This window comes from Deltaproteobacteria bacterium (assembly GCA_021159305.1).
Lineage (GTDB): Bacteria > Campylobacterota_A > Desulfurellia > JAGGSF01 > JAGGSF01 > JAGGSF01.
Window position 1 is genome coordinate 17,915 of the sequence record JAGGSB010000013.1, and the last position, 22,079, is coordinate 39,993.

The 22,079-nt window shown below is 37.1% G+C and carries 23 protein-coding genes; 10 read left to right on the top strand and 13 right to left on the bottom strand.

Going from position 1 to position 22,079, the window contains the following annotated elements:
- The first annotated feature begins 75 nt into the window (after positions 1-75).
- On the top strand, positions 76-582 hold the full coding sequence (locus J7J10_00940; protein ID MCD6129510.1) for a stage II sporulation protein M: 507 nt from the start codon (positions 76-78) through the stop codon (positions 580-582).
- Here the strand turns inward: J7J10_00940 and J7J10_00945 are convergent.
- Positions 579-1,733 (bottom strand): DUF1015 domain-containing protein, encoded by a 1,155-nt coding sequence (locus J7J10_00945; protein MCD6129511.1) that lies wholly within the window; start codon positions 1,731-1,733, stop codon positions 579-581. The two genes, J7J10_00940 and J7J10_00945, sit on opposite strands and share 4 nt — an antisense overlap.
- Positions 1,693-2,334, bottom strand: coding sequence for a tRNA (adenosine(37)-N6)-threonylcarbamoyltransferase complex dimerization subunit type 1 TsaB (gene tsaB / locus J7J10_00950; protein ID MCD6129512.1), 642 nt, complete (start codon positions 2,332-2,334; stop codon positions 1,693-1,695). The genes J7J10_00945 and tsaB overlap by 41 nt, the downstream gene beginning before the upstream one ends.
- Before the next feature lie 148 nt (positions 2,335-2,482).
- On the opposite strand from tsaB, the gene speD reads away from it, so the two are divergent.
- The 3 genes from speD to speB are packed head-to-tail and all read left to right on the top strand — an operon-like array spanning position 2,483 to position 4,190.
- Positions 2,483-2,881, top strand: a complete 399-nt coding sequence (gene speD, locus J7J10_00955) for an adenosylmethionine decarboxylase (protein ID MCD6129513.1) — start codon at positions 2,483-2,485, stop codon at positions 2,879-2,881.
- On the top strand, positions 2,874-3,347 hold the full coding sequence (locus J7J10_00960) for an arginine decarboxylase, pyruvoyl-dependent (GenBank protein ID MCD6129514.1): 474 nt from the start codon (positions 2,874-2,876) through the stop codon (positions 3,345-3,347). Before speD ends, J7J10_00960 begins: the two co-directional genes overlap by 8 nt.
- Positions 3,348-3,350: 3 nt before the next feature.
- Positions 3,351-4,190 carry an agmatinase gene (gene speB / locus J7J10_00965; protein ID MCD6129515.1) on the top strand — a complete coding sequence of 280 codons (840 nt, stop codon included), beginning with the start codon at positions 3,351-3,353 and terminating at the stop codon, positions 4,188-4,190.
- On the opposite strand, the gene J7J10_00970 is transcribed toward speB, so the two are convergent.
- The 7 genes from J7J10_00970 to J7J10_01000 all read right to left on the bottom strand — a co-directional run bounded on the left by J7J10_00970 (position 4,177) and on the right by J7J10_01000 (position 12,339).
- The gene (locus J7J10_00970; protein MCD6129516.1) at positions 4,177-6,585 is read right to left on the bottom strand and encodes a DEAD/DEAH box helicase; all 2,409 of its coding nucleotides are present in this window, start codon (positions 6,583-6,585) and stop codon (positions 4,177-4,179) included. The two genes, speB and J7J10_00970, sit on opposite strands and share 14 nt — an antisense overlap.
- Positions 6,582-7,943, bottom strand: coding sequence for an amidophosphoribosyltransferase (locus tag J7J10_00975; protein MCD6129517.1), 1,362 nt, complete (start codon positions 7,941-7,943; stop codon positions 6,582-6,584). Before J7J10_00975 ends, J7J10_00970 begins: the two co-directional genes overlap by 4 nt.
- Positions 7,927-8,709 (bottom strand): 4-hydroxy-tetrahydrodipicolinate reductase, encoded by a 783-nt coding sequence (locus tag J7J10_00980; GenBank protein ID MCD6129518.1) that lies wholly within the window; start codon positions 8,707-8,709, stop codon positions 7,927-7,929. The genes J7J10_00975 and J7J10_00980 overlap by 17 nt, the downstream gene beginning before the upstream one ends.
- Positions 8,710-8,718: 9 nt before the next feature.
- The gene (locus J7J10_00985) at positions 8,719-9,597 is read right to left on the bottom strand and encodes a 4-hydroxy-tetrahydrodipicolinate synthase (protein ID MCD6129519.1); all 879 of its coding nucleotides are present in this window, start codon (positions 9,595-9,597) and stop codon (positions 8,719-8,721) included.
- 2 nt (positions 9,598-9,599) lie between these two features.
- Complete coding sequence (locus J7J10_00990; protein MCD6129520.1) at positions 9,600-10,406, bottom strand: diaminopimelate epimerase; 807 nt, start codon at positions 10,404-10,406, stop codon at positions 9,600-9,602.
- Complete coding sequence (gene lysA, locus J7J10_00995) at positions 10,393-11,637, bottom strand: diaminopimelate decarboxylase (GenBank protein MCD6129521.1); 1,245 nt, start codon at positions 11,635-11,637, stop codon at positions 10,393-10,395. Before lysA ends, J7J10_00990 begins: the two co-directional genes overlap by 14 nt.
- Before the next feature lie 81 nt (positions 11,638-11,718).
- Entirely contained in the window at positions 11,719-12,339 is a 621-nt protein-coding gene (locus J7J10_01000) for a MarC family protein (GenBank protein ID MCD6129522.1), read from the bottom strand.
- Positions 12,340-12,462: 123 nt separating this feature from the next.
- Here J7J10_01000 and J7J10_01005 point away from each other — a divergent pair, with 123 nt between their 5' ends.
- The 6 genes from J7J10_01005 to J7J10_01030 are packed head-to-tail and all read left to right on the top strand — an operon-like array spanning position 12,463 to position 18,099.
- Positions 12,463-13,563 carry an aminopeptidase gene (locus J7J10_01005; GenBank protein ID MCD6129523.1) on the top strand — a complete coding sequence of 367 codons (1,101 nt, stop codon included), beginning with the start codon at positions 12,463-12,465 and terminating at the stop codon, positions 13,561-13,563.
- Positions 13,554-14,519, top strand: coding sequence for a hypothetical protein (locus J7J10_01010; GenBank protein MCD6129524.1), 966 nt, complete (start codon positions 13,554-13,556; stop codon positions 14,517-14,519). Before J7J10_01005 ends, J7J10_01010 begins: the two co-directional genes overlap by 10 nt.
- On the top strand, positions 14,516-15,241 hold the full coding sequence (locus tag J7J10_01015; GenBank protein MCD6129525.1) for a YdcF family protein: 726 nt from the start codon (positions 14,516-14,518) through the stop codon (positions 15,239-15,241). The genes J7J10_01010 and J7J10_01015 overlap by 4 nt, the downstream gene beginning before the upstream one ends.
- Positions 15,210-16,373 (top strand): NAD(P)/FAD-dependent oxidoreductase, encoded by a 1,164-nt coding sequence (locus J7J10_01020; protein MCD6129526.1) that lies wholly within the window; start codon positions 15,210-15,212, stop codon positions 16,371-16,373. The genes J7J10_01015 and J7J10_01020 overlap by 32 nt, the downstream gene beginning before the upstream one ends.
- Position 16,374: 1 nt before the next feature.
- Positions 16,375-17,289 carry an MBL fold metallo-hydrolase gene (locus J7J10_01025; GenBank protein MCD6129527.1) on the top strand — a complete coding sequence of 305 codons (915 nt, stop codon included), beginning with the start codon at positions 16,375-16,377 and terminating at the stop codon, positions 17,287-17,289.
- Positions 17,290-17,331: 42 nt separating this feature from the next.
- Positions 17,332-18,099 (top strand): hypothetical protein, encoded by a 768-nt coding sequence (locus J7J10_01030; GenBank protein MCD6129528.1) that lies wholly within the window; start codon positions 17,332-17,334, stop codon positions 18,097-18,099.
- A 33-nt stretch (positions 18,100-18,132) separates the two neighbouring features.
- Here the strand turns inward: J7J10_01030 and J7J10_01035 are convergent, their stop codons facing one another.
- The 4 genes from J7J10_01035 to J7J10_01050 form a co-directional block, all read right to left on the bottom strand.
- On the bottom strand, positions 18,133-18,906 hold the full coding sequence (locus tag J7J10_01035; protein MCD6129529.1) for a CoA-transferase: 774 nt from the start codon (positions 18,904-18,906) through the stop codon (positions 18,133-18,135).
- Positions 18,903-19,718: a CoA transferase subunit A gene (locus tag J7J10_01040; GenBank protein ID MCD6129530.1), complete on the bottom strand. Its 816-nt coding sequence runs from the start codon at positions 19,716-19,718 to the stop codon at positions 18,903-18,905. The genes J7J10_01035 and J7J10_01040 overlap by 4 nt, the downstream gene beginning before the upstream one ends.
- Positions 19,719-19,727: 9 nt before the next feature.
- Positions 19,728-21,101 carry an MmgE/PrpD family protein gene (locus J7J10_01045; GenBank protein MCD6129531.1) on the bottom strand — a complete coding sequence of 458 codons (1,374 nt, stop codon included), beginning with the start codon at positions 21,099-21,101 and terminating at the stop codon, positions 19,728-19,730.
- 11 nt (positions 21,102-21,112) lie between these two features.
- Positions 21,113-22,079: 3-methylitaconate isomerase (locus J7J10_01050; protein MCD6129532.1), on the bottom strand; the 967-nt coding region annotated here is incomplete at its 5' end.

Here is a 22,079-nt window from a genome sequence, read left to right on the forward strand (position 1 = left end):
TATTTATTATTTTTGCTTAGATTGCAGGCTGTCTAAAAAATGCAAGATTACTTGAGTATTTTAAAAACTGTTGATATGAGGTTATTTCTATTATCGGCTGTGCTTTTTTGCGTTGGAACTGTGTTGTCTTCTTTGGTAGTGAAGAAAAATTTGAGGATATTTTTGTGGTATCCTTTGTGGATATGGAATATCGTCAAAAAACATTTGAATCTTAATACTTCTTTTCTTAAGATGTTTTTTACTATATTTTTATTAAATTCTTTATCTTTGTTTGTAAATGTTATCTCTGGATTTTTAATTATATTGCCTTTTGTATTCGCCATTTTATTGGGAATGAATATAGGAATTATTATCTTGGAACAAACAAAAAAATTAAATCTTATAGTTCTTTTCTTGAATCCCGTCTCTGTTTTTGAATTTCCCGCGGCCTGGATCAGTCTGTCTTTAGGTATGAAAATCGGTATATCATCATATTCTACCGACATGCTTTCTGTTTATGTTTTTGTCGTAATTCCGCTGTTGATTATCTCCGGGATTATAGAGACTATTATGATTAAGTTGCTGGCAAGGCAAAGGGATTAGCTTCCGAAGGTATACATTATCAATCCACTTAGAACTTTGGGATAGAAAAAGGTGGATTTTTGCGGCAGGATAACACCTTTTTTCACTACATCCGTAAGTTCTTTGTACGATATGGCTTTAAGCAGGAAAGCATATTTTGCTTTTTTTCCATCTATTGCTTTTATTGCCTCAGCTGTTGAATGTGCATAGCCGATATTCTGTTGTTTTTTCATATCTTCTTCAGATAATCTCAAGATTTTCCTGTAGATAACATGATCAAAAAAGATGGGTAGAGGCTCATTTCTTTTTATCTTTGTGTTTAGATTATAATAGTTTTTTCCATCATACATTACAATTTCACTGTCTTTTTTTGTAGATTCCTCAATATTAAAATATTGAGAGAGTCTTTTTAAGAAATTTTCATCTGTTTTTTCTATTAATCTATGAATAGGTAGAAGTAAAAGACCACTTTTTTCCATTCCCATAAACATTACGGGAATATTGTTGCATCCTGCATGCGGATATGCTTTTTTGATGTTCAAGGCTGTTTCATACCTGTGATGGCCATCAGCGATTATTGCCTTTTTCTTTCTCATTGCAGAACATACAATGCCTATATTTTCTTTTTCTGTGATTTTCCATATCTTATGTACATCTTGCTCGTAACGGGTACATATATCAGGGTTTTTTTTATCATATAATGAGAAAATTTGCTCAATTTCTTTGTCATCTTCATACAAAGCTAAAATGGGTGAAAAGAATGTTTTGGTTTGAGTGATGAGGTTAAATCTATCAATCTTGGGACCACTTAATGTCTTTTCGTGAGGATAAACATTTCTTCCCCATTCTTCTAATTGTAATGCTCCCACAAATCCCTTTAATATTTTTTGTTTCCCTTCCCAATTAAACACTTGTTCGTATATGAAAAGAGCAGGTGTGTTTTCTTTTAATAATATGTTTTTATGTATCCATTCTCTTAAAAGATCCCCGGCACACTCATATTTATTTTTTCCTTCAGGGAGTATGATATGGGTGATATTATACTTACTGCGTGCACACAACTGTCCCCTTTTTTCTTTATCTATCACATCATAGGGTGGGGCTATTACTGAATCGGGGCTTATTTTTTTATTATATATAGTCGCTTTGAACGGTTTTATTTCTAACATCATAAATAGGTACAAGCTCTTCTATTTTTGTTTCCTTCACATATTTTTCTACCTTAAGCATGTTGCTTGCATGCGGTATATTTAACAATTTATCGCTACAGATCATAGTTTCTTTGTGTAAAAACTGTTTAATCTTGTGCATTTCGGGACACAAGACAAAAAGGCATGGTTTGATTTTCTCCCCTAATTTTTCCAATTCTGTTTTACCTATCTCTATTCTATTCAATGTATGATAGATACCATAATGTACATAAGGAAAGGAAGAAGGAATAACAGAAATTACATTTTTTGAAGGCATATTCGTTGCCAATAGATCCAGGGCGTTTATATTTAATATCATCTTTCCCTTCCCGTATAACAGTCCTTTTAAGGTGGCAATGCCTACCCTTAGAGATGTATATTTACCAGGACCAGTGGTAATATAATATTTTTCAAAATCTGTAAAATCTCTTATATTCAGTGTTTTTAATGTTTTGTCTATGATATCGATGAGAATCTTGGAGAGGGCAGAAGGTTTGAATAATAAGCTGTAAATGCAATCACTATCTTCGAACACAGCAATGCTCAAAAATACAGACGATGTATCTATGGCAAAACTTAACATGCGCCCATTTTAGCTTATTTTTTTGAATTATCAATGCGCTTTTCATTTGCAATCGATTTTGCAAAGCAAAATTGATTGACAATTTAGAAATTTAATGTTAAAAAAACACACGCATTTTTTAAAAACTTAAAGCGTAAGGGGGTGAGAATTGAGGGCGTTAGGAAGACACATATTGGTTGAGTATTTCAACTGTGACCGGGTACTTCTCAATGATCCGGTAAGGTTGGAAAGTTGTTTAAAAGAAGCAGCAGTGAAAACTGGTGCTCATATTCTTTCTTCTACATTCAGAACATTCGAGCCGCATGGGGTAAGTGGAGTAGTAATTGTGGCTGAATCTCATTTGGCCATTCATACCTGGCCAGAATATGGTATTTTGTTAGGAGATTTTTTTACCTGTGGTGAACAGGCAAACCCATGGAAGGCGCATGACTATTTGAAAGGCATACTCAAACCCACTCATTCAAAGGAGCAAGAAATTCTGCGAGGCATAATGGGTGTGGATGTGCCACACAAACCAACTGTTCTTAAAGGAGTTGGAAGTGTTTAAGAAAAGACCCAATATTTTTTGCCTGAGAGCTTCTGCTGGTGATGCATCTTCTAAACTCAATGCATTTGATGTGGCTTTATTTAAAGCAGGCGTAGGGAACATGAACTTATTAAAAGTAAGTAGCATTTTGCCTCCTTATTGTGAGTATGTGGAAGAGATAAAATTTGAAGAAGGATCACTTATTCCTGTTGCTTATGGGGCAGTTTCTTCATCTGAGCCAGGAGAGCTTTTGAGTGCGGCTGTGGCTTGCGCTGTGCCAAAGGATAAAAGTAAAGCTGGGTTGATTATGGAATATGCCACTAGAGGAAAAGCAAAAGAAGATACGGAGAAACAAGTAAGAGAAATGGCTTTAAAAGGCATGCAATGGAGAGGCTATACAGTAGAAAAGATAATATCTATATCTTGTGAGCATAGGGTAGAGGAGTGTGGTGCGGCTTTTGCCTGTGTTGTTTTAGGATGGAAGTAATTTATGGACGATGATGGCAATTGTTTTATCTGTGCAAATAAAGATTTTAGGAGATCTAAGGTATGTATAGCGGGCATACCTTATGATGGAACAAGTAGTAATAGACCTGGTGCACGGTTTGCGCCTAAGGCGATAAGAGAAGCATCACACGGCATAGAGTCGTATAGCGTTTACCAAAAAGAGAGCTTGCAGGATAAGTCTGTCTCCGATATGGGTGATATACCACTGCCTTTAGGCGATGCAAGATTTGCAATGGGGATTATAAAATCTTTTGTCTCTCCTATTCTAAAAGAGAAAAAATGTTTTTTCCTGGGAGGAGAACATTTGATCAGCTTGCCTATTGTGGATGTTTTATCTAATGAGCATAAGAATTTGTTTGTGGTGCAATTTGATGCTCATACAGATTTAAGGGATAGCTGGATGGGCGAAAAGCTTTCTCATGCTTCCGTTATGAGAAGAGTGGCAGAGATTATAGGGTTTGAACATCTGCTGCAGTTGGGTATTCGTTCAGGCACAGAAGAGGAATTCAAACTTCCGCAAAGGAAACAACTTTTATGTGAAGATTTTTCCTATGTGGATGAATTTATTAAAATCATAGGGAAGAATCCTGTTTATCTCTCCATAGATTTAGATGTTTTAGACACATCGATAGCACCTGGAGTGGGAACGCCAGAGCCTGGCGGAAGAAGTTTTATAGAGTTGATTGAAACCTTGGCGAAATTTTCATCTCTTGATGTTGTGGGTTGTGATTTAGTTGAACTTTCTCCTCATTATGATTCTTCGGGTAACTCATCTATTGTAGCTGCCAGTATAGTGAAAGAGGTTATTCTCAATCTTTTTTAATCATTTCGTTTAGTTGTTCAATATTACCGATATGCATCTGGCACGAAGGAAAAGCATCTAAAAAGTATTTGCCATAAGACTTGGTGAGTATTCTTTTATCTAAGACAACTATTGTTCCTTTATCTTCTTTGCTTCTAACCAACCTGCCAAAACCTTGTTTTGTCTTTATCACTGCTTTAGGCAGACTGTATTGCATGAATGAATTACCTCCTTCCTGTTCAATTAATTTATATTTTGCACTTTCTATAGGATGAGTGGGGACCTCGAACGGTAACTTTGTGATAACCACACAAGAAAGAGCCCTTCCTTTTACATCTACTCCTTCCCAAAAGCTGCTTACACCAAATAGAATACCATTGCCTGTTTTTTTGAACAGTGTGAGCAGCTTAGACCTATCCATATCTCCTTGTTTGAATGTTTCATGGTTTTTCACTTTTCCTTTGCATAATTCATAGACATTATTCATAAGCTTTATAGAGGTAAATAGAATAAGAATTCCACCTTCTACTGTTTCTGTGATGTTGCATATAGCCTGGCTGAGACTTTGCGAAAAACCTTCTTCTTGTGGTAATAAGGTATTATTCGCTATGATGAGTTTTGCTAATTTTTGAAAGTCAAAAGAGGAAGGTAAAATGAGGGTTTCTGCTTTTTCGAGACCGATATTGTTCCGAAAAAAATCAAAGGAATTTCCCACACTTAAAGTAGCAGATGTAAAGATACAACATCTTTTATGATTGAATAATATCTCTTTCATATAGGGTGCGAGTTTTAGCGGCGTGATATGAAAAAAAAGGTTCTTTTTCTGCATGGAAAACCACAGAATATCGTTTTGTTCAGGATTTTCAAATGTCTTCAACAAAGATACAAAGGAAAAAATCCTTCCCATATAAGCATGAAAGTGTTTTATATAAAACAATGCTTCTTCATTATTTTTTATCTGTTTTAATTCTTTTTCTATCTTTTCTCCATGAGAGATTATTTCCTTTAAAATCTCATATAATTCTTTTAATGGTTCTTTAACATGCTGAGATATATCTTCGCTGAAGGATATTTCTTTGGCATTTTGAGGAAGAAAGGTTTTTATAATATCGGTTATGTTTGTTGATAACTCGTCTATCCGTTTTTTCTTCTCTTCTATTTCTTTGCTTAGTTTATTCAGCTTTTCATTCAAAGAGGGAAGGTCTTCTGTAAATGTTTGAAGGATAAAGATTACACCCCTATTCTTTTTTCTAAAGCGATTGTGCAATTTGGAGAATATTCTCTTTACCCCTTCTATAGACAGGCTTTCTCCAAAGTGCCTGGTTGCCACATTCTCTATGTTGTGCGCTTCATCAAAGATAATGTTCTTGTATGGAGGAAGAAGAGCAGAGGTTTTGCTGAGTTGAGAAATAACAAGGTCGGAAAAGACAAGATGATGGTTGGCTACGATTATATCACTGGCTGCGATATGCAGTTTTGCCTTGAAGTAAAAACAGCTGTCCGGAAAATATTTACATCTCTTGTACAAACAGGTATCTGTTTGTGAACATATCTCTTCCCACAATCTCCCGCCTACAAAATCTGATATTTCCTCATACCTTCCTTCCTTTGTTTTGCTTGCCCAGTCTCTTAAGTTTTCTATCTCTTTCTTTTTCCCTTCAAAAGGGAGGAAACTGCCAGTTTTCAGCATCTCTTCAAATTTTCTTAAACATAAAAAATGTTCTCTTCCTACTGCTAAAGATGCAGTAAAAGGTATGTTTAGATTTCTTGAAAGGAATGGTATATCCTTATTTATCAACTGGTATTGGAGATTTATGGTATTTGTAGAGACAACAATATGCTCCTTATTTTTCTTTGCCCATAATATAGCAGGCAGGAGATAGGCAAAACTCTTACCTGTTCCTGTGCCTGCTTCTACCACCAGGTCTCCACCTTCATTCAATGTTTTTGCTACTTGTTCCGCCATCTTCAATTGTTCTTTTCTGTATTCAAAATCTTCTAACTTTCGGGAAAGCAATCCTTTGTTTCCGAAGTAATTCTTTACCTGCTCTATACTTATCTTTTCTTCTTTTCTTGTAGGCTTTATTACAATGTGGGCAAATGAGCAGTCGTTATTTACAATGTAAAATCCTATTCCGCTTTGAGACAAATAAGCGGCGATATCTAAGTCTTGATTTGAAGGGGTAAGTATGCCGGAGGGATGATTGTGAATTACTACATATCCGGATGGAACATCACATACAGCTAATGTACATTCTTCGTTTCCCCAGCTTTTGGCTTCTATCTCCTCTATTTTCCCCTCATCGTTTGTCTTTCCTGTAAAGAATACCTCTCCTTTTTCATTCTTTTTGATTTCTTCTGCTATGTAGTTGCAGGCAGATGATGTAAATATCTTATTGGTGGGGATGTACATCATTCAAATTCTGCAGGATAGTTACCTGTAAAACAGGCGTAACAAAAATTCTCCTTCTTGTCTACCGCTTTTTTTAGTCCGTCTAACGAAAGGTAAGAAAGAGAATCGGCTGTGGAATATTTTCTTATCTCTTCTACACTATGAGAGAAAGCGATAAGTTCCTTTCTGGTAGGGGTGTCAATACCATAAAAACAGGGGGAGATGATGGGAGGAGAAGCAATGCGTAGATGCACCTCCTTTGCCCCTGCTGTTTTTATCATTTTTACGATTTTTCTGCTGGTTGTTCCTCTAACGATAGAATCGTCTACTACAACCACCCTTTTCCCTTTTAGAAATTTTCTTACTGCATTGAATTTTAACTTTACGCCAAAATGTCGTATGGATTGTTTGGGCTCTATAAAGGTTCTACCTATGTAATGGTTTCTGATTAAGCCGAACTCAAATGGTATACCTGAGGCCTGGGCAAAACCTATGGCTGAAGCTACACTGGAATCTGGCACTGGAACAACAACATCCGCCTCAACTGGAGATTCTTGAAACAACAATTCTCCTAATCTTTTTCTAACTATGTATACATCTTTTCCCCATAAAATGCTGTCGGGACGGGCAAAATACACATATTCAAATATGCATTGCTTTGGTTCTACCTTTTTAAAGGGTTGCAGGGAGGTTATACCTTTGTCATTTATAATCACGACTTCTCCAGGCTTTACATCTCGTAAGAGCCTGGCTCCGATGAGTTCAAATGAGCATGTTTCTGAAGAGAGGATGATTGTGTCTTTCATCTTTCCTACGCTCAACGGTCTGAACCCATAGGGATCTCTTACCCCAATGATGCTATGCTTGGTGAGAATAACCAGTGAATATGCGCCTTTTATCTGTTTTAAGGAGTTAATCAATCTTGTTATTATATTCCCACTGCTGTGAGCAATGAGATGGAGGATTATCTCCGTATCAGATTGAGAGTTAAAGATTGCTCCTTTTGCAGTAAGACTTTTTCTTAATTTATAGGTATTGGTTAAATTCCCATTGTGAGCGATGGCAATGTTTCCCGACGAAAGGGTGGCGGTAAACGGTTGTATATTTATAAAACTATCGTCTCCTGTTGTAGAATAGCGGTTATGACCAATGGCGACATTTCCTTTTAATTTTTTAATTGTTTCTTCATCAAATACCTCGGCGACTAATCCCGTGGATTTATACTCATAGAAGTTTTTTTTATCTGTAGATACAATGCCCGCGCTTTCCTGTCCCCGATGCTGAAGAGCATATAGTATCAAATAGGCAAAATTCGCAGCTTCTTTATGGTTAAATACACCACATATACCGCATGCTTCTTTCAATTTATAATCCGAGAACATTCTTCATTGTATACAACCCCGAAGGTTTGTTTATTATCCACAAAGCGGCTTTTACCGCTCCTTGAGCAAAGGTTTCTCTGGATTGGGCACGATGGGTAATCTCTAACCTTTCTCCTATGCCGGCAAAGGTAACGGTGTGTTCTCCCACTACATCACCTCCTCTCAAAGAGAGAATGCCGATTTCCTTATCCTTCCTTTCTCCTACTATGCCTTTTCTCCCATATACTGCTACATTTTCTAATTCTTCTCCCATTGCCTGAGCAATGATTTGTGCTATCTTCATCGCCGTTCCTGAAGGAGCATCCTTTTTTAATCTATGGTGCATCTCCATTATTTCTACATCAAAATCCTTTATAAGAATAGGTGCTATCCTTTCTACGATGGTAAATAAGGTATTCACGCCCACACTCATGTTTGGAGACATAACAATGGAAATATTTTTAGATGCTTCTTTAATTTTTTCTATTCCTTTTTCGTCTATACCCGTGGTGCCGATGACCATTTTCTTGCCTACTTTTAGATGAGAAATTGTAGCCTCTGGTGTAGAAAATTCTATTATTACATCTCCTGCAGCCTTTCCTATATCACCGGTGATTTGTATGTCTTTTTTTGGCAAGCCTGCAATTTCTCCTATATCCATTCCGATATAGGAGGAACCTGTGGCTTCGACTCCTCCAGAAACTTCTATTCCCTCTGCATTTTCAACGGCTCTTGTGATCATTCTACCCATCCTTCCGCCTGCTCCGCAGATTATGACTTGAATCATATCTCTCCCCTAAATGAGATTATAAGACTGAAGAACAGCCTTTAATTTTTCCTTACTTGCATTCCCCATTTTGCACAAAGGTAGTTTAAATTCCTCTTCTACCAGTCCCATCAAATGACATGCCGTTTTTACAGGAATGGGATTTGTTTCAATGAACATTGCCTCATGCAGAGGATGGAGATAATGGTGCAGCTCTTTTGCTTTTTCAAAATCCCCGTTAAGAATAGCATCTACCTGTTCTGAAACAGGTTTTGGAGCAACATTTGCCGTTACAGAAATAACACCTACTGCCCCCAGAGCCATCATAGGAAAGGTGAGAAAATCATCTCCGCTGATAACAACAAAATCGGACGGCGTATTTTCAATGATCTGGCTCACCTGCCTCAAACTTCCGCTTGCTTCTTTTATTCCAATGATATTCTCTATTTGTGACAGCCTAATTACTGTTTCGGGTAATATGTTTACACTTGTTCTTCCAGGAACATTGTATAGAACAATAGGAATATCCACTTCTCTTGCAATATATGCATAGTGTTCATACAGTCCTTGCTGCGTGGGTTTATTGTAATACGGGGTGACGGAAAGAATAGCATCTGCACCTGCCTCTTTTGCATTTTCTGCCAATTTTACTACCTTTTTAGTATCATTTGTTCCTGCGCCGGCTAAAACCCCTATATTTTTTTTACTGCATTCTTCCACTGTAATTTCAACCAGCCTCCTGTACTCTGAGATATCCATTGTTACGGCTTCGCCCGTTGTTCCGGCAGGAACAATAACATCTATACTATTGTCTATCTGTCTTCTTACTAATTTCCTATATATTTCCTCATCTATCTCGCCATTCCTAAAAGGGGTAATAATGGCGACCATCGCTCCTTTAATGTCCATATTCACCTCCATGCCTCATCACTCATAACTCCCTTACAAACAGAATTTGTTTTCCCCTCCAACATTACCTCTTCCATGCCTTGAAAATATACGGTAAGTTCTTCTCCCCCTCTTGTCTTCACTAAAACGGGGGTTTTCAACATACCTAAAGCACCCCCTATCAGTGCACTGGCTACAGAGCCCGTTCCGCAAGCCAGTGTTTCTCCCTCTACACCCCGTTCATATGTTCTTATTATTATGTATTTTTCACCGATAATCTTCATGAAGTTCACATTTGTTCCTTGTTTAAACATCTTTGAATATCTGGTTTCCCTTCCTATCTTCATTATATCTATATTTTCTACATTCTCTACAAGATAAACTACATGGGGGACACCAGTATTTATGAAGTAGCCTTCTCTACCATTTATGTCTATTTTCTTAAATGAGGATGGTTTGGTAAGTTCCACCTTTACTCTATTTTCATTAACAATCCAGGCATGAATGGGGCCAGCTTGAGTGCGAAAACACATCTTATCCTTAGCTATCCCCTTTTCATGGGCAAAACGGGCGGCACATCGGGAGCCATTTCCGCACATTTCCACCTCACTGCCATCATTGTTAAAGAATCTCCAGGCAAAATCTAATTCATCATCATTTTCTACGAGTATCACACCGTCTGCACCAATGGATAATCTTCTCCTGCATATATTTACAATAAACTGTTTTAAACTTACATCAATTGTTTTTTCCACCATCTTTGAACGGTTATCAATGATGATGAAATCATTCCCACTACCATTCATCTTCCAGAATTCAATCTGTCTCATAAGCTGTCAAATCCTCTAATGATTCCCTTCTCCTTATAATTCTCCAGTTTTTCCCATTTACTAAAACCTCACACGCCTTTAAGCGGGCATTATAGTTGCTGGACATAGAGAAACCATAAGCGCCGCAGGAGTGCACTGCTAAATACTCCCCCTCCTCTACATCTTCTATAAAGCGTTCCTGAGCCAGGAAATCACATGATTCGCAGATAGGACCTACAACATCCATTTTTTCTTTGTTTCTTTTCTTGGTGATTACAGGGAGTATTTCATGGTAGGCATTGTAAAGAGCAGGTCTTATAAGGTCATTCATTCCTCCATTGGTGATAAGAAATCTTTTTGCTCCATTTTCTTTTTTATACAGGACTTTTACTACCAATATAGCACTATTTCCTGCTAAAAATCTCCCCGGCTCAAATATCCATACAATTTCATCTCTTAAGGGAGAAAATGCACTTACTATCGCTTTTTTATATTCATTTAAGGAAGGAATCTTTTCATCTTTATATGTTATGCCCAATCCCCCTCCTACATCTATATATCTTATGTTTATATCCTTTTCTTTCAATTTCAAAACAAGTTGAAAAATCTTTTCGCTGCTTTCTCTTAAAGGGGACAGGTCTGTAAGTTGTGAACCGATGTGAAAGTGAATGCCTGCCACATCTATACAGCTTAGGCCTTTTGCATGCTGGTAAATATTTAGTGCCTCATCATAGGGAACACCGAATTTATTTTTTTTCAAACCGGTGGAAATATAAGGATGCGTTTTGGGGTCTATCTCCGGATTGACACGCACCGCGATTCGGGCTTTTTCCTTTTTGGAACAGGCAATTTTATTTATTTTTTTTAGTTCACTTAAAGATTCTACATTGAACATGAGTATATCTTTATCCAGTGCATATTCAATTTCCCAATCTTCTTTTCCTGCCCCGGCGAAGACAATTTTAGAAGATGGGATATTTGCTTTTTTTGATATGTAAAGTTCTCCACCTGATACGATATCTGCGCCACTCCCCAGGTTAGAAAGTATTTTTAATAGTGATAAATTGTTGTTTGCCTTCACTGCAAAGCAAATGATATGTTTTTCTGAAAATGTTTTGGAAAAGTCCAAAAACTGCTGTTTTAGATAATTTTCAGAATAAATGAAGACTGGTGTTTTTATTTTTTCGGCAATCTCTCTAACTGCCACATCTTCGCAAAAAAGCTCTTTATTCCTGTAATGAAAGGCATCCATGTGAGAAATATAGAAGAGATAAGATTTTTTGTCAAACTTAAAGTCTTAAAGTTTGTAAAAATTTGAAATTTTTGTCAAACTTTATGATAATAGAAAAAACTCTTTTATTCCATCAATAACAAACTGCACGGATATAACGGCTAAGATAAGTCCCATTAATCGGGTAAAGATATTTAGTCCTGTAGGTCCCAGGATGCGATGGATGGAAACAGCCTGTTTTAATATAAAGAATGCGAAGAATAGTGTAAGCATGATTGCAGCTATTGTTATATATGTATCATATTGCCGCGAACTACTTGTAAAAACAATGACAGTGGTAATGGCGCCTGGACCAGCCAGCATCGGTATGCCTATGGGAACGATACCCACCTCTTCTTGTTCAAAACCCTTTTCTTCTTCCTCTGGTGTTGTTTTCAGTCGTGTTCTCTTTGCCTGAAGCATCCCTAATGCAATGATGAATATGATTATTCCGCCTGCAATGCGGAAGGCAGGTATGGTTATACCAAAAAATTCCAATATGATATCACCTGCAAAGGCAAAAATTATTAAAACAAAAGCAGCTGTTAAACAGGCAAGCTGAACGGTATGTTTGATGCGTTTTTTAGAATAATTGTGAGTAAGTGCAATAAACAATGGTAAAAGACCGATGGGATCAACAATAATAAAAATAGCGACAAATATTCTTAAAAAATCTACAATCATCATTCAAATATGCCCTATGTGATGTTTTTGTGTCAAGGAAAGTAAAACTTTTGTTTTATTTTCCTTGCAACTGCTAAAGGCAAGATAGTTGACTTACTCAGGAATTTGTTTTAAAAATAAAGCATGAAAGCGATAGAAAATCTATTCAGAACAAACTTGGATGTAAAAAAGGATGAAAGAGTTCTCGTATTTACAGATACAATAAATGAGAAGGAAAAACTATCTTCTAAGGAAAAAGAAAGAAGAGAAAGATTGCCCCTGTTGGCTAAACAAATACAAATGGTAGGAGAAAAATATTGTCATATTTCCTTCTTCTCTTATCCTGCTTTGATGTCTCATGGAAAAGAACCGCCAAAAGAAATGTGGGAAGAAGTATTTGGAAAAGAAAATATAAGAAAGATAGAACAATTCTGGCAAAAGATAGAGGGAAAAACACTAACAGAGGATGAAGAAAAGAAGATAAAAAATACACTGCGCAATACTCATTATGATGCCTTTATTGCATTATCAAACTTTTCTACCACCCATACCCTATTCAGGCGCATACTAACAGATGTATGCAAAACAAGGTATGCCAGTATGCCACTGTTTGATGAAGAAATGTTTTCTGGTCCTATGGCTGTAGACTGGCAGAAGATGTGGCAAAGAACAGAAAAGGTAAAAAATATATTGAATGAAACAAAAATGGTAGAGATTTTTACACCTCAGGGTACACATCTTGAAATCTATCTGAATGGAAGGAATATCCTTTCTGATACCGGTGATTTGAGTAAAAGGGCCTCCTGCAGCAATTTGCCAGCAGGTGAGGTATACTTTGCTCCTAAGGAAGGAAAAACAAAAGGAACAATGGTTATTGAGTATTCACCTACATATAGATTAAAAAACCCTCTTATACTGCATATAGAAAAAGGAAATTTGTCAAGCATAGAAGGTGATGACTCCTTTAAGGAAAGATTAAATGCTATCTTTGAAAGAATGCCCTTAGCTAAGAATGTAGCAGAACTGGGTATAGGAACAAATGATAAGGCAAAAAGGGCAGATAATATATTAGAAGCAGAAAAGATATTGGGCACGGTGCATATAGCATTTGGAGACAATGCATCTTTCGGTGGTAATGTTTCTGTCCCCTTTCACGAAGATTATATCCAATTTTATCCCACTGTAGTTTTGCACAAAGAAACAGGCAATTTTCTTCTCCTACAGGGAGGAGAATTGTGCATATAATATACTTTATACTCTTTATTTTTTCTTTCATTGTTGCTTTTATTCTATTTCCTTATCACATTAAATGTTTTGTTAGAAGGAAAATTACAGGAAAGGACATGCACAAAAAAGGTGAAAGGATGGTCCCGGAGATGGGGGGTATGGTTACCGTCTTTTCCTTTTCCTTAGGTATTGTTTTACTTATAGGATGGAAAACATTCTTACAGAAGGATCTTCCAGTAGATATTTCTTCTTTACTTTCCGTTTTGTCTGTTGTTCTTATGATAGGTTTGATAGGTGTTATGGATGATTTTTTGAATATTAGACAAAAAATTAAAGCCATTCTCCCCTTATTCGCTGCCTTGCCACTATCTGCCATTAAAGCCGGTACACCAACCATGTTTCTTCCCTTTATAGGTCAGGTTTATTTTGGTATTTTTTATCCACTTTTACTTGTTCCCATCGGTGTAACAGGTGCTTCTAATGCATGGAACATGCTGGCAGGATTTAACGGACTGGAAGTAGGAATGGGCATTGTAGCTATGATTTTTTTATCTGTTGTTGCTTACCTGGTAGGATCTACAACTGCACTCTATATTTTAGCCGTAGCATTGGGGGCGCTTTTTGCTACTTTATATTACAACTGGTACCCGGCCAAGGTTTTCATCGGTGATGCAGGAACACTATCCATAGGGGCAATTATCGCCTGCTGTGTAATTTTAGGTAATTTTGAAAAGGCAGGTGTCATTATCGTTATTCCCCATATTGTTGATTTTTTAATAAAATTGCCTCATAGGTTACCAGAGAGTTTTGGTTTGTATAAAAATGGTAAACTCTATTGCCCCAATAATAAGCCCGTAGGCTTATGTCAGCTTATTATGAAGATTTTCAAAGGCATCAGTGAAAGGAATCTAGTTTTACTCCTGATGGGTATTGAGACAATATTTGGGGTAGTAGCGGTTCTGGTTTATCTATGATTACATTTAAGATTTTGCAACAGTTTTTACTTCCCAGTGTATTTTTATTTGTATTACTTATCATTGGTTTAATTCTCTTCAGTAAAAGGATAGGGAAGATTTTAGTGATACTTTCTGTTTTTTTATATTATATCTTTTCTATTTCCCCTACTGCTGATCTAATCATTTACCCTCTGGAAGGAAAATATAGACAATGCAGGAAGCATCTAAATACAGTTGTTGTTTTAACAGGTGGTGTGAAACACGGCGATCTGCCTTTAACCAGCAAATTGAGTAAAAGCATGCTGTATAGAACAATAGAGGCATTACGCATATCTTTTGAAAACAATAAAAATGTAAGAATCATTATCTCTGGCAGAAGTCCCATGAATGAAAAGGAAAGAGAGGCAATATTTGTAGAAGAATTCATGAAGAGATTTGGTGTTCCAGAGGAAAAGATAATAGTGGATACAAGGTCAAGGAATACACGGGAAAGTGCCTTTAATTTGAAACTATCTTTAAGAAAAAAACCATTTCTTCTGGTAACCTCTGCTTATCATATGCCCCGTGCTCTATATATATTTAAGAGGTATGGCACAAATCCTATACCCTGTCCCTGCGATTTTGAGAGAGACAAACAATACAACATTTTAGATTTTTTCCCTAATCCCCGAAACTTGAGAAAATGCAACTTAGCATTTCACGAATATTTTGGCATTCTGTGGTATCATGTGGGATTTTGATGTAGTCATAATTGGAGGTGGACCTGCAGGGTGCATCTTAGCAGAAGAAATAGGAGATGAGATCTCTACCTTAGTGGTGGAGGAGGACAAAGAGATAGGAAAACCCATAAGATGTGCAGGTTTTGTCAGTGAAAGATGTATAAAGGAAGCAAATGCATACAAATCAATACTAAAACAAACCAGTAAAATAGTCATTCATTCACCTAAGAGATCCGTGGTTGTAAATACAAAGGAAAAATTATTTGTTATAAAGAGAGACAGGTTTGATCAGATTATATTCAAAAGAGCAATAAAAAGGAAAAAAGTAGAATTTGAATTAAATACAAAAGCCATAAGAAATGATGGAAATGCTATTTTTTTAAAGAATAAAGATGGATTAAAGACTGTAAGAGCAAAAGTTGTTGTAGGTGCGGATGGGGCTTTGAGCAATGTGGCAAAATGGTTTTCCTTTCCACCTGTAGGCGCACTCCTCTATGCATTTCAGACATATATACCCTACAATAAAGATGAGATAGAAGTGTTCTGGGGAAAAGATATTGTTCCTTCATTTTTTTCATGGATTATACCAGAAAATGGTACGGCGAGAGTTGGTCTGGCTTCTCAAGAAAATCCATATTTTTATTTTAAAAATTTTTTAAATAGATTTACGGATGAAAGGTTAAAGATTACAGGAGGAGTTATTCCTATTGGGGCAAGAAAAAATACGGTGAAGGGAAATGTAATACTTATAGGCGATGCGGCAGGACAGGTGAAACCCACCTCGGGAGGAGGACTGTATACCGGCGTTGTTTGTGCAAAGGAAGCAGCCAATGCAATTAAAGAGGCGATATTTTCTGAAGACATAAAAAAGCTTTCAAATTATGAAAGAAATTGGAGAAAAAAGATAGGAAAAGAACTTTATTTTGGAATGCTTATTCACAAAATAAGATGCAGGATTTCAGATGAAGAGAGAGATAGATTTGTATCTTTTGTTTCCCATTACAAAAAATTGGTAGAAGACAATGCAGATATAGATTATTTGAGTAAGATAGCAAAGAAAATATGGAGATATCCTGCTGCCTGGAATGAAATATTGCACATTATTCCTCCCTACAGGTTTATTCCTTTAATGATTCGCTCTATATTTAAGTGATATGCAGATAGAAATACTCGGCGCAGAATCATTGGGTGTCAGGGGTCTTTCCTGTTTAATAAAAACAAAGAACCGCAGAATAGTCATAGACCCCGGGGTTGCATTGGGTTATAGACGATATGGTTTACTTCCTCATCCAGTTCAAGTCGCAGCTTCTGAAATTGTAAAAGATAAAATCAGAGAAGCACTCAAAGGTGCAACAGATGTTGTCCTTAGCCACTATCATGGCGATCATATACCTTTGGCAAATGCCAATCCTTATCAGCTTTCTGCGCAAAGTGTAGTTGAGCTTTTTAAAACTGCAAAAATTTGGGCAAAAGGAAAAGAAGATGTTTCTTATCATCAGCTTCAGAGAACAAAAGCCTTAGAAAAGATACTGAACAGGGAATTATTTAATGCAGAGGGTTTAAACGATGGAATACTGTCATTTTCTCACTCCGTTCCTCACGGAGAGATAGATAACGGATATGTGATGATGACACGCATTGAAGAAGGAAAAGAGGTTTTTGTTCATGCCTCAGACATAGAGATGCTAAACGATGAATCCATAGAAACAATATTAAAATGGAAGTCCACTACAGTGTTGGCATCTGGTCCGCCTATTTATTTGCCTCGTCTTACCAGAAAAATGAGAGAAATTGCCTGGCAGAGGGCTTTAAGATTAGCACAAGGGGTTAAAATCTTAATACTTGACCATCATCTATTGCGCTGTCTGGAAGGAGAAAGATGGCTAAACCGTCTATCCTATGTTACAGGAAAAAGGGTTATATGTGCTGCCGATTTTATGGGCCGCCGCCGCAAATTGCTTGAGGCAAACCGCAGGTTATGGTATAAAAAGATGCCCGTGCCTGAAGGGTGGCACGAGGCTTACAGCAGGGGTGAAATAGACGCACAATCTTATAGGAAATTTCTCTAAAGATTTCTATATCATAGAAACTTAGAATAAAGGAGCAAATGGATGAAAACCAAAAAAGTCTTTAAATGGATAAGCATTTCAGTAGTAATCATAATAATTGCTCTACTATTAGGCAGAAACGTGCTTATAAAACACGCAGTACAACTGGGAATAAAAAAAGCAATAGGAATAAATACATCTATTGACAAAATTAATATTGGATTATTTCAGAGCACTATCCAGATTAAGGGATTAACAATCTATAACCCTGAGGGGTTTAAAGGAGAAACACTTGCAAAGGTGCCATTGATATACCTGGATTACGAACCTGGATCATTACTTCACCGTAAGATACACTGCACTGAAATGAAGATAAATGTCAACGAGATAACAATAGTCAGAAATAGAAAGGGAGAGATAAACTTGAATCGGCTAAAGTCAATTGCTGAGGAAACAGGTTCTCCCCAAAAAGCTAAAAAAAAGAAGGAAACAGAAGTAAAGATTGACAAACTAATTCTGACTGTTGATCATGTAAAATTTGTAGATTATTCAAAAGTGCCTAAACAATTGACAATACCTATTGGCCTTAATCGTGAAGAATTTAGAAATATCAATAGCACAGAGGAAATAGTCCGGGTAATAATTTTGAAAACAATAGTATCCGCTGGCTTGTATAATATCGGAATATCTATAGATAAAGTATCCGCTGGACTTGAACATGTTGGTGGAAAAGGCATGGAAACATTAAAACAAGGGTTGGGAAAATATAGCAAGAGTATTAAATCCAAAATCCACAAAATTCTGAAGAAATTAAAAATGCTTAGCGATTAAACAAAATTTACCATCAGCGGTAAGTTTACAATTTCATCTCTTAAGGAATTCGATGTTTCTTACCTTATGGGGATCAATTTTCTCAATGAACCTTGCTTCTTTTTCCGTAGGTAGTTTTGTTACTTTCAGATTTTCTGGAATCATTAAATTGAATCCTGTATTTTCTATTACCTCTTTTAATTCTACACCGGGATGAATAGATTCTATCCTCATTTTCTTTGTTTCTTCATCGAAATCCAAAACGCACAGATTTGTTATCACCTTTCTTGGCCCACCGTCTAATCTCTTTATTTTTCTCGCTTGTTCCCCCTTTAAATATCCCTGTCCCGTGATAAAATCCAATTTTTCTACAAAAACCCTTCTGTTATGGTTTGGTATCCATATAATTGTGGGAATAATCGCACAGAGATGGGCAGTTGCCGCTCCACCGGGGAGTCTTACCTTTGGTTTTTTGTAGTCTCCAATAACGCTTAAATTCGTGTTTCCATATCTGTCTATCTGAGCAGCTCCTAAGAATATCAAGTCTATCTTTTTTCTTTGAGCAAGATCGAAAACATCAGATAGTGGGATATAGGCTACAGCTCTTTCTTCCAGCTTTGGACCTGCCGTTGAAAATGGAACAAAATCCGGCTCGGGGTCTATCGTGTCTGCCGTATTGAAATATACCATATTCGGAGCATGAAAATTTTTTGCCAATAGGCAAGCGATCATGGGCATTGGTGAATAAAGTCCCTGCAAGACCATATTTCCATCTGCTATCTCCCTTGCCATGCATGTTATCATCAACTCTGCAATACTTACCATCATTCTTCCTTTTCAAAACAGTATTTATCTAAATATTCCTTAAATCCTTCCTCTGTTTTTGTAGCTTGCGCATAGAGTTTTATGTGCTCGTCATCACTATCATAAAAACCGTCACAGGATGTAGGCCATGCTCCCTCAGGTTTATGCACCAGAGCAGTTACATAGATATACGGTATCGTTGTCAGGTAAGGATTCTTCCTTATCTCTTCTGAAGACAAAATTTCTTCTACTGTTACTATTGTTCTTTCTGCTGCCTGTGCCATAAGCACATCTTCAAACGGGGGACCAACTGTTATAATGTTTCCATACCTGTCTGCACCATGAGCATGAATAAGAGCAACATCAGGTTTTATTGCTTTTACCGCAACAAGGTGCTGTCCCGTAAAAGGGCAGCTTATCTCTTTCATATTTTTGTTTACCTTCAAAACATCGGATTCAAGCATTCCTCCAATAGGCAGGAAAGGAACACCCATTTTCGCAGCTCTTAAGGCAGAGATAATGGAATAACAGGCGTGTTCATCTACCTCAACTTCTCCCTTTTCGATTTTCCTTCTAAAATTCATAGCCAAACCAAATTCTTCCAGAGATACCATAGCGAATGAAACCTTTTTTACACAATTTGCCCCTATCAGTATGTCGAAATCCATGCCCTTTTCTCTGCCTACGATGTGGAGATTTTTCTTGTTTTGCCTTATAACTTCTCTTATCAAAGCCATAGGCAAACGATTTCTTCCACAGCCACCAATAGCAACTGTGTCTCCATTCTGAATAAACCGACTTATTGTTTCCTTCAGATCCATAAGTTTTTCTTGCATGTCTTTTATTTACTCCATTGAAAGCAGGTTAAACAATGATTCGAAATCTTCCAATTTTTCAATGTTCCACAATATATTTAACATCTCATTTATTCTGTTTTTATCTATCATGTTTTTCACATTGCTTCTGAATTTTTCTTCAACTTCAGAATCTGTCATGGGATTTTTGGCATGTCCTTTTGGATAACGCACCTCTTCTGAAAACACCTTTCCATCTTTTGTCCTTACGATAATCCTGTTGGGTATCCCATCAGGGTAAAGTTTGGATAGGTCCTCGCAGCTGTTCAATTTGACATTATTCTTTAGAAAATTCATTGTTTTTTTATCATTCAATCTCTCTTTACTGAAAGACTCCTTTGTAACCTTTCCATCTAAAAGTGCAACCAAAGTAATATAAGGCAAAGAGTGATCCGCCGTTTCTCTGGTTTTAGGCTGCCATTTCTCCGGGTCTTTGGCCAGTATCTCATAGGATACATCAAATGTATCAATGGTGAGTTCTTCCATTTTTTCTATATTTAGATTTTCCTTCAGGTTGACAGCTGCTTCCACTGCACTCTGAGCATGATACTCAACAGGCCAGAATTTGATATATGTGTCCATTATCCTTTCTGGAGGTCTCTTTTCTGAAATAGTTCTCAATCCTTCCATATGGATAGAATCTTTTAACAATAATTTGTTGAAACCCATTTCACCTTCAAATGGCCTGCTCGGTCCAGTAAAACCTTTTTCTGCCAGTAGAGAGGAAAATATTGCATTTTTAGAAGCATTTGAAGCGGCAGCTCCTTTCCACATGGAGAGTTCTCCTGCTCTGGTTTGTCTCATTGCCGCATGCGGCACAACCGTTAGAGCGATGGCGTTTTTTGTGTTTTGAACATTCATATTTAGAAGTTTTGATGCCCCTAAAACCACACCAATTGCTATAAAGTTTACATGGTCCCAGCCGTTCTTTCTTAAAGATCCACTATCACAGAGAGAAACCACTACCTCATATGCTGTGGCAATGGATGTAACCAGATCTCTTCCATTGTTTTTATTATATTCTGCAAGAGCTAAAAGGGGCATTATGACATCTGATGGATGAATGGGCTCCAATGACAGATAGGTATCGCTGAAATCGAGATATCTTACATGAAGACCATTTATGAAGGCGGCAAGTCCTGGCATAGTCTTAACAGGCGTGCCAATGACTATTGCCCCGTTGGATAATTTGAAGTCGTATCCCATCTTCCTTGCAATTTCTGGTGCCTGCTCGGGATATGCGGCAACAGCCACCCCTACGGAATCTATTATGCGCCTCTTTACCTCATGTATGACCTCCGAAGAGATTTTCTCAAAACTTACATTTTTTGTATAATCCGCAAATAAACTGGAAAACTTGTCCATATAAAACTCCCTTATTTAAAAATGATGTCAGGAACATATACCCTACCATCCATCAGGCGGCGCGCTGTTCTTCCCATGGAAACACTCTTTACATTTGTCTCTTTATTAAATTCTATTTCTGTTTTTACATCCATGATGCCAGAGGGATGAAGAATGTTCAGTTTATCTCCACTTTTTCTGGCAAGTTCATATACGACAGTCCCTGGAATTTTAGATGCTGCTCCTATGCATACCGCAGCTGTTGCGGCGTAACTTTCATGCACTCTGCCCATAGAGAGCATAAAAGAGATAATATCGGCATTTTCGTCCTTTGAAGACTGAACCAATGCTATTTTGGGAATGGCTGCTGACTTTGAAGATGCTTCTTCTAAATTCTCTGCAAATCCTAAAATACAGGCCACATAATCCCTTATTTCATTCAGTCTATCAATTGAGCTTTTCTTATCCCATATTTTCAAATCTATATTCACATCCTCGGCTCTTACAAAAACCATAGGATTTGATACATCCAGGATGGATACCTCAATTGCTTTTTCACCTATATTTAATGTTTCTTTTCTCTTTCCAGTGGGAAATAGTTTCCCCGTTTTTGCCCCTGCAGGTTCAATGTATTTTATATCTATCCTTGCGCTACTTTTTTTAACGCCAGCAATAGAATAGTTTCCCTGGCTAACAGACTTTCCATTCTTTACAGGGACAATAATCTCAAACCTCTTTCCCGTGTTAACATTTAATACCTTTACGCTTGTCTTTGGCTCTTCTGCCTCTATCAAACCCTCATCTATGGCAAATGGTCCTACGGCAGAAAGCAGATTCCCGCACATCCCCTTATAATCAACAATAGGTTTATCTATTCCTACCTGTGCAAAGAGGTAATTTATATATTCATCCTTTTTTGAAATTACCACCACTTTACTGGTATGTGAAGTTGCACCACCCAAACCATCTATTTCTCTCCTATCGGGACTTCCTAAGGCA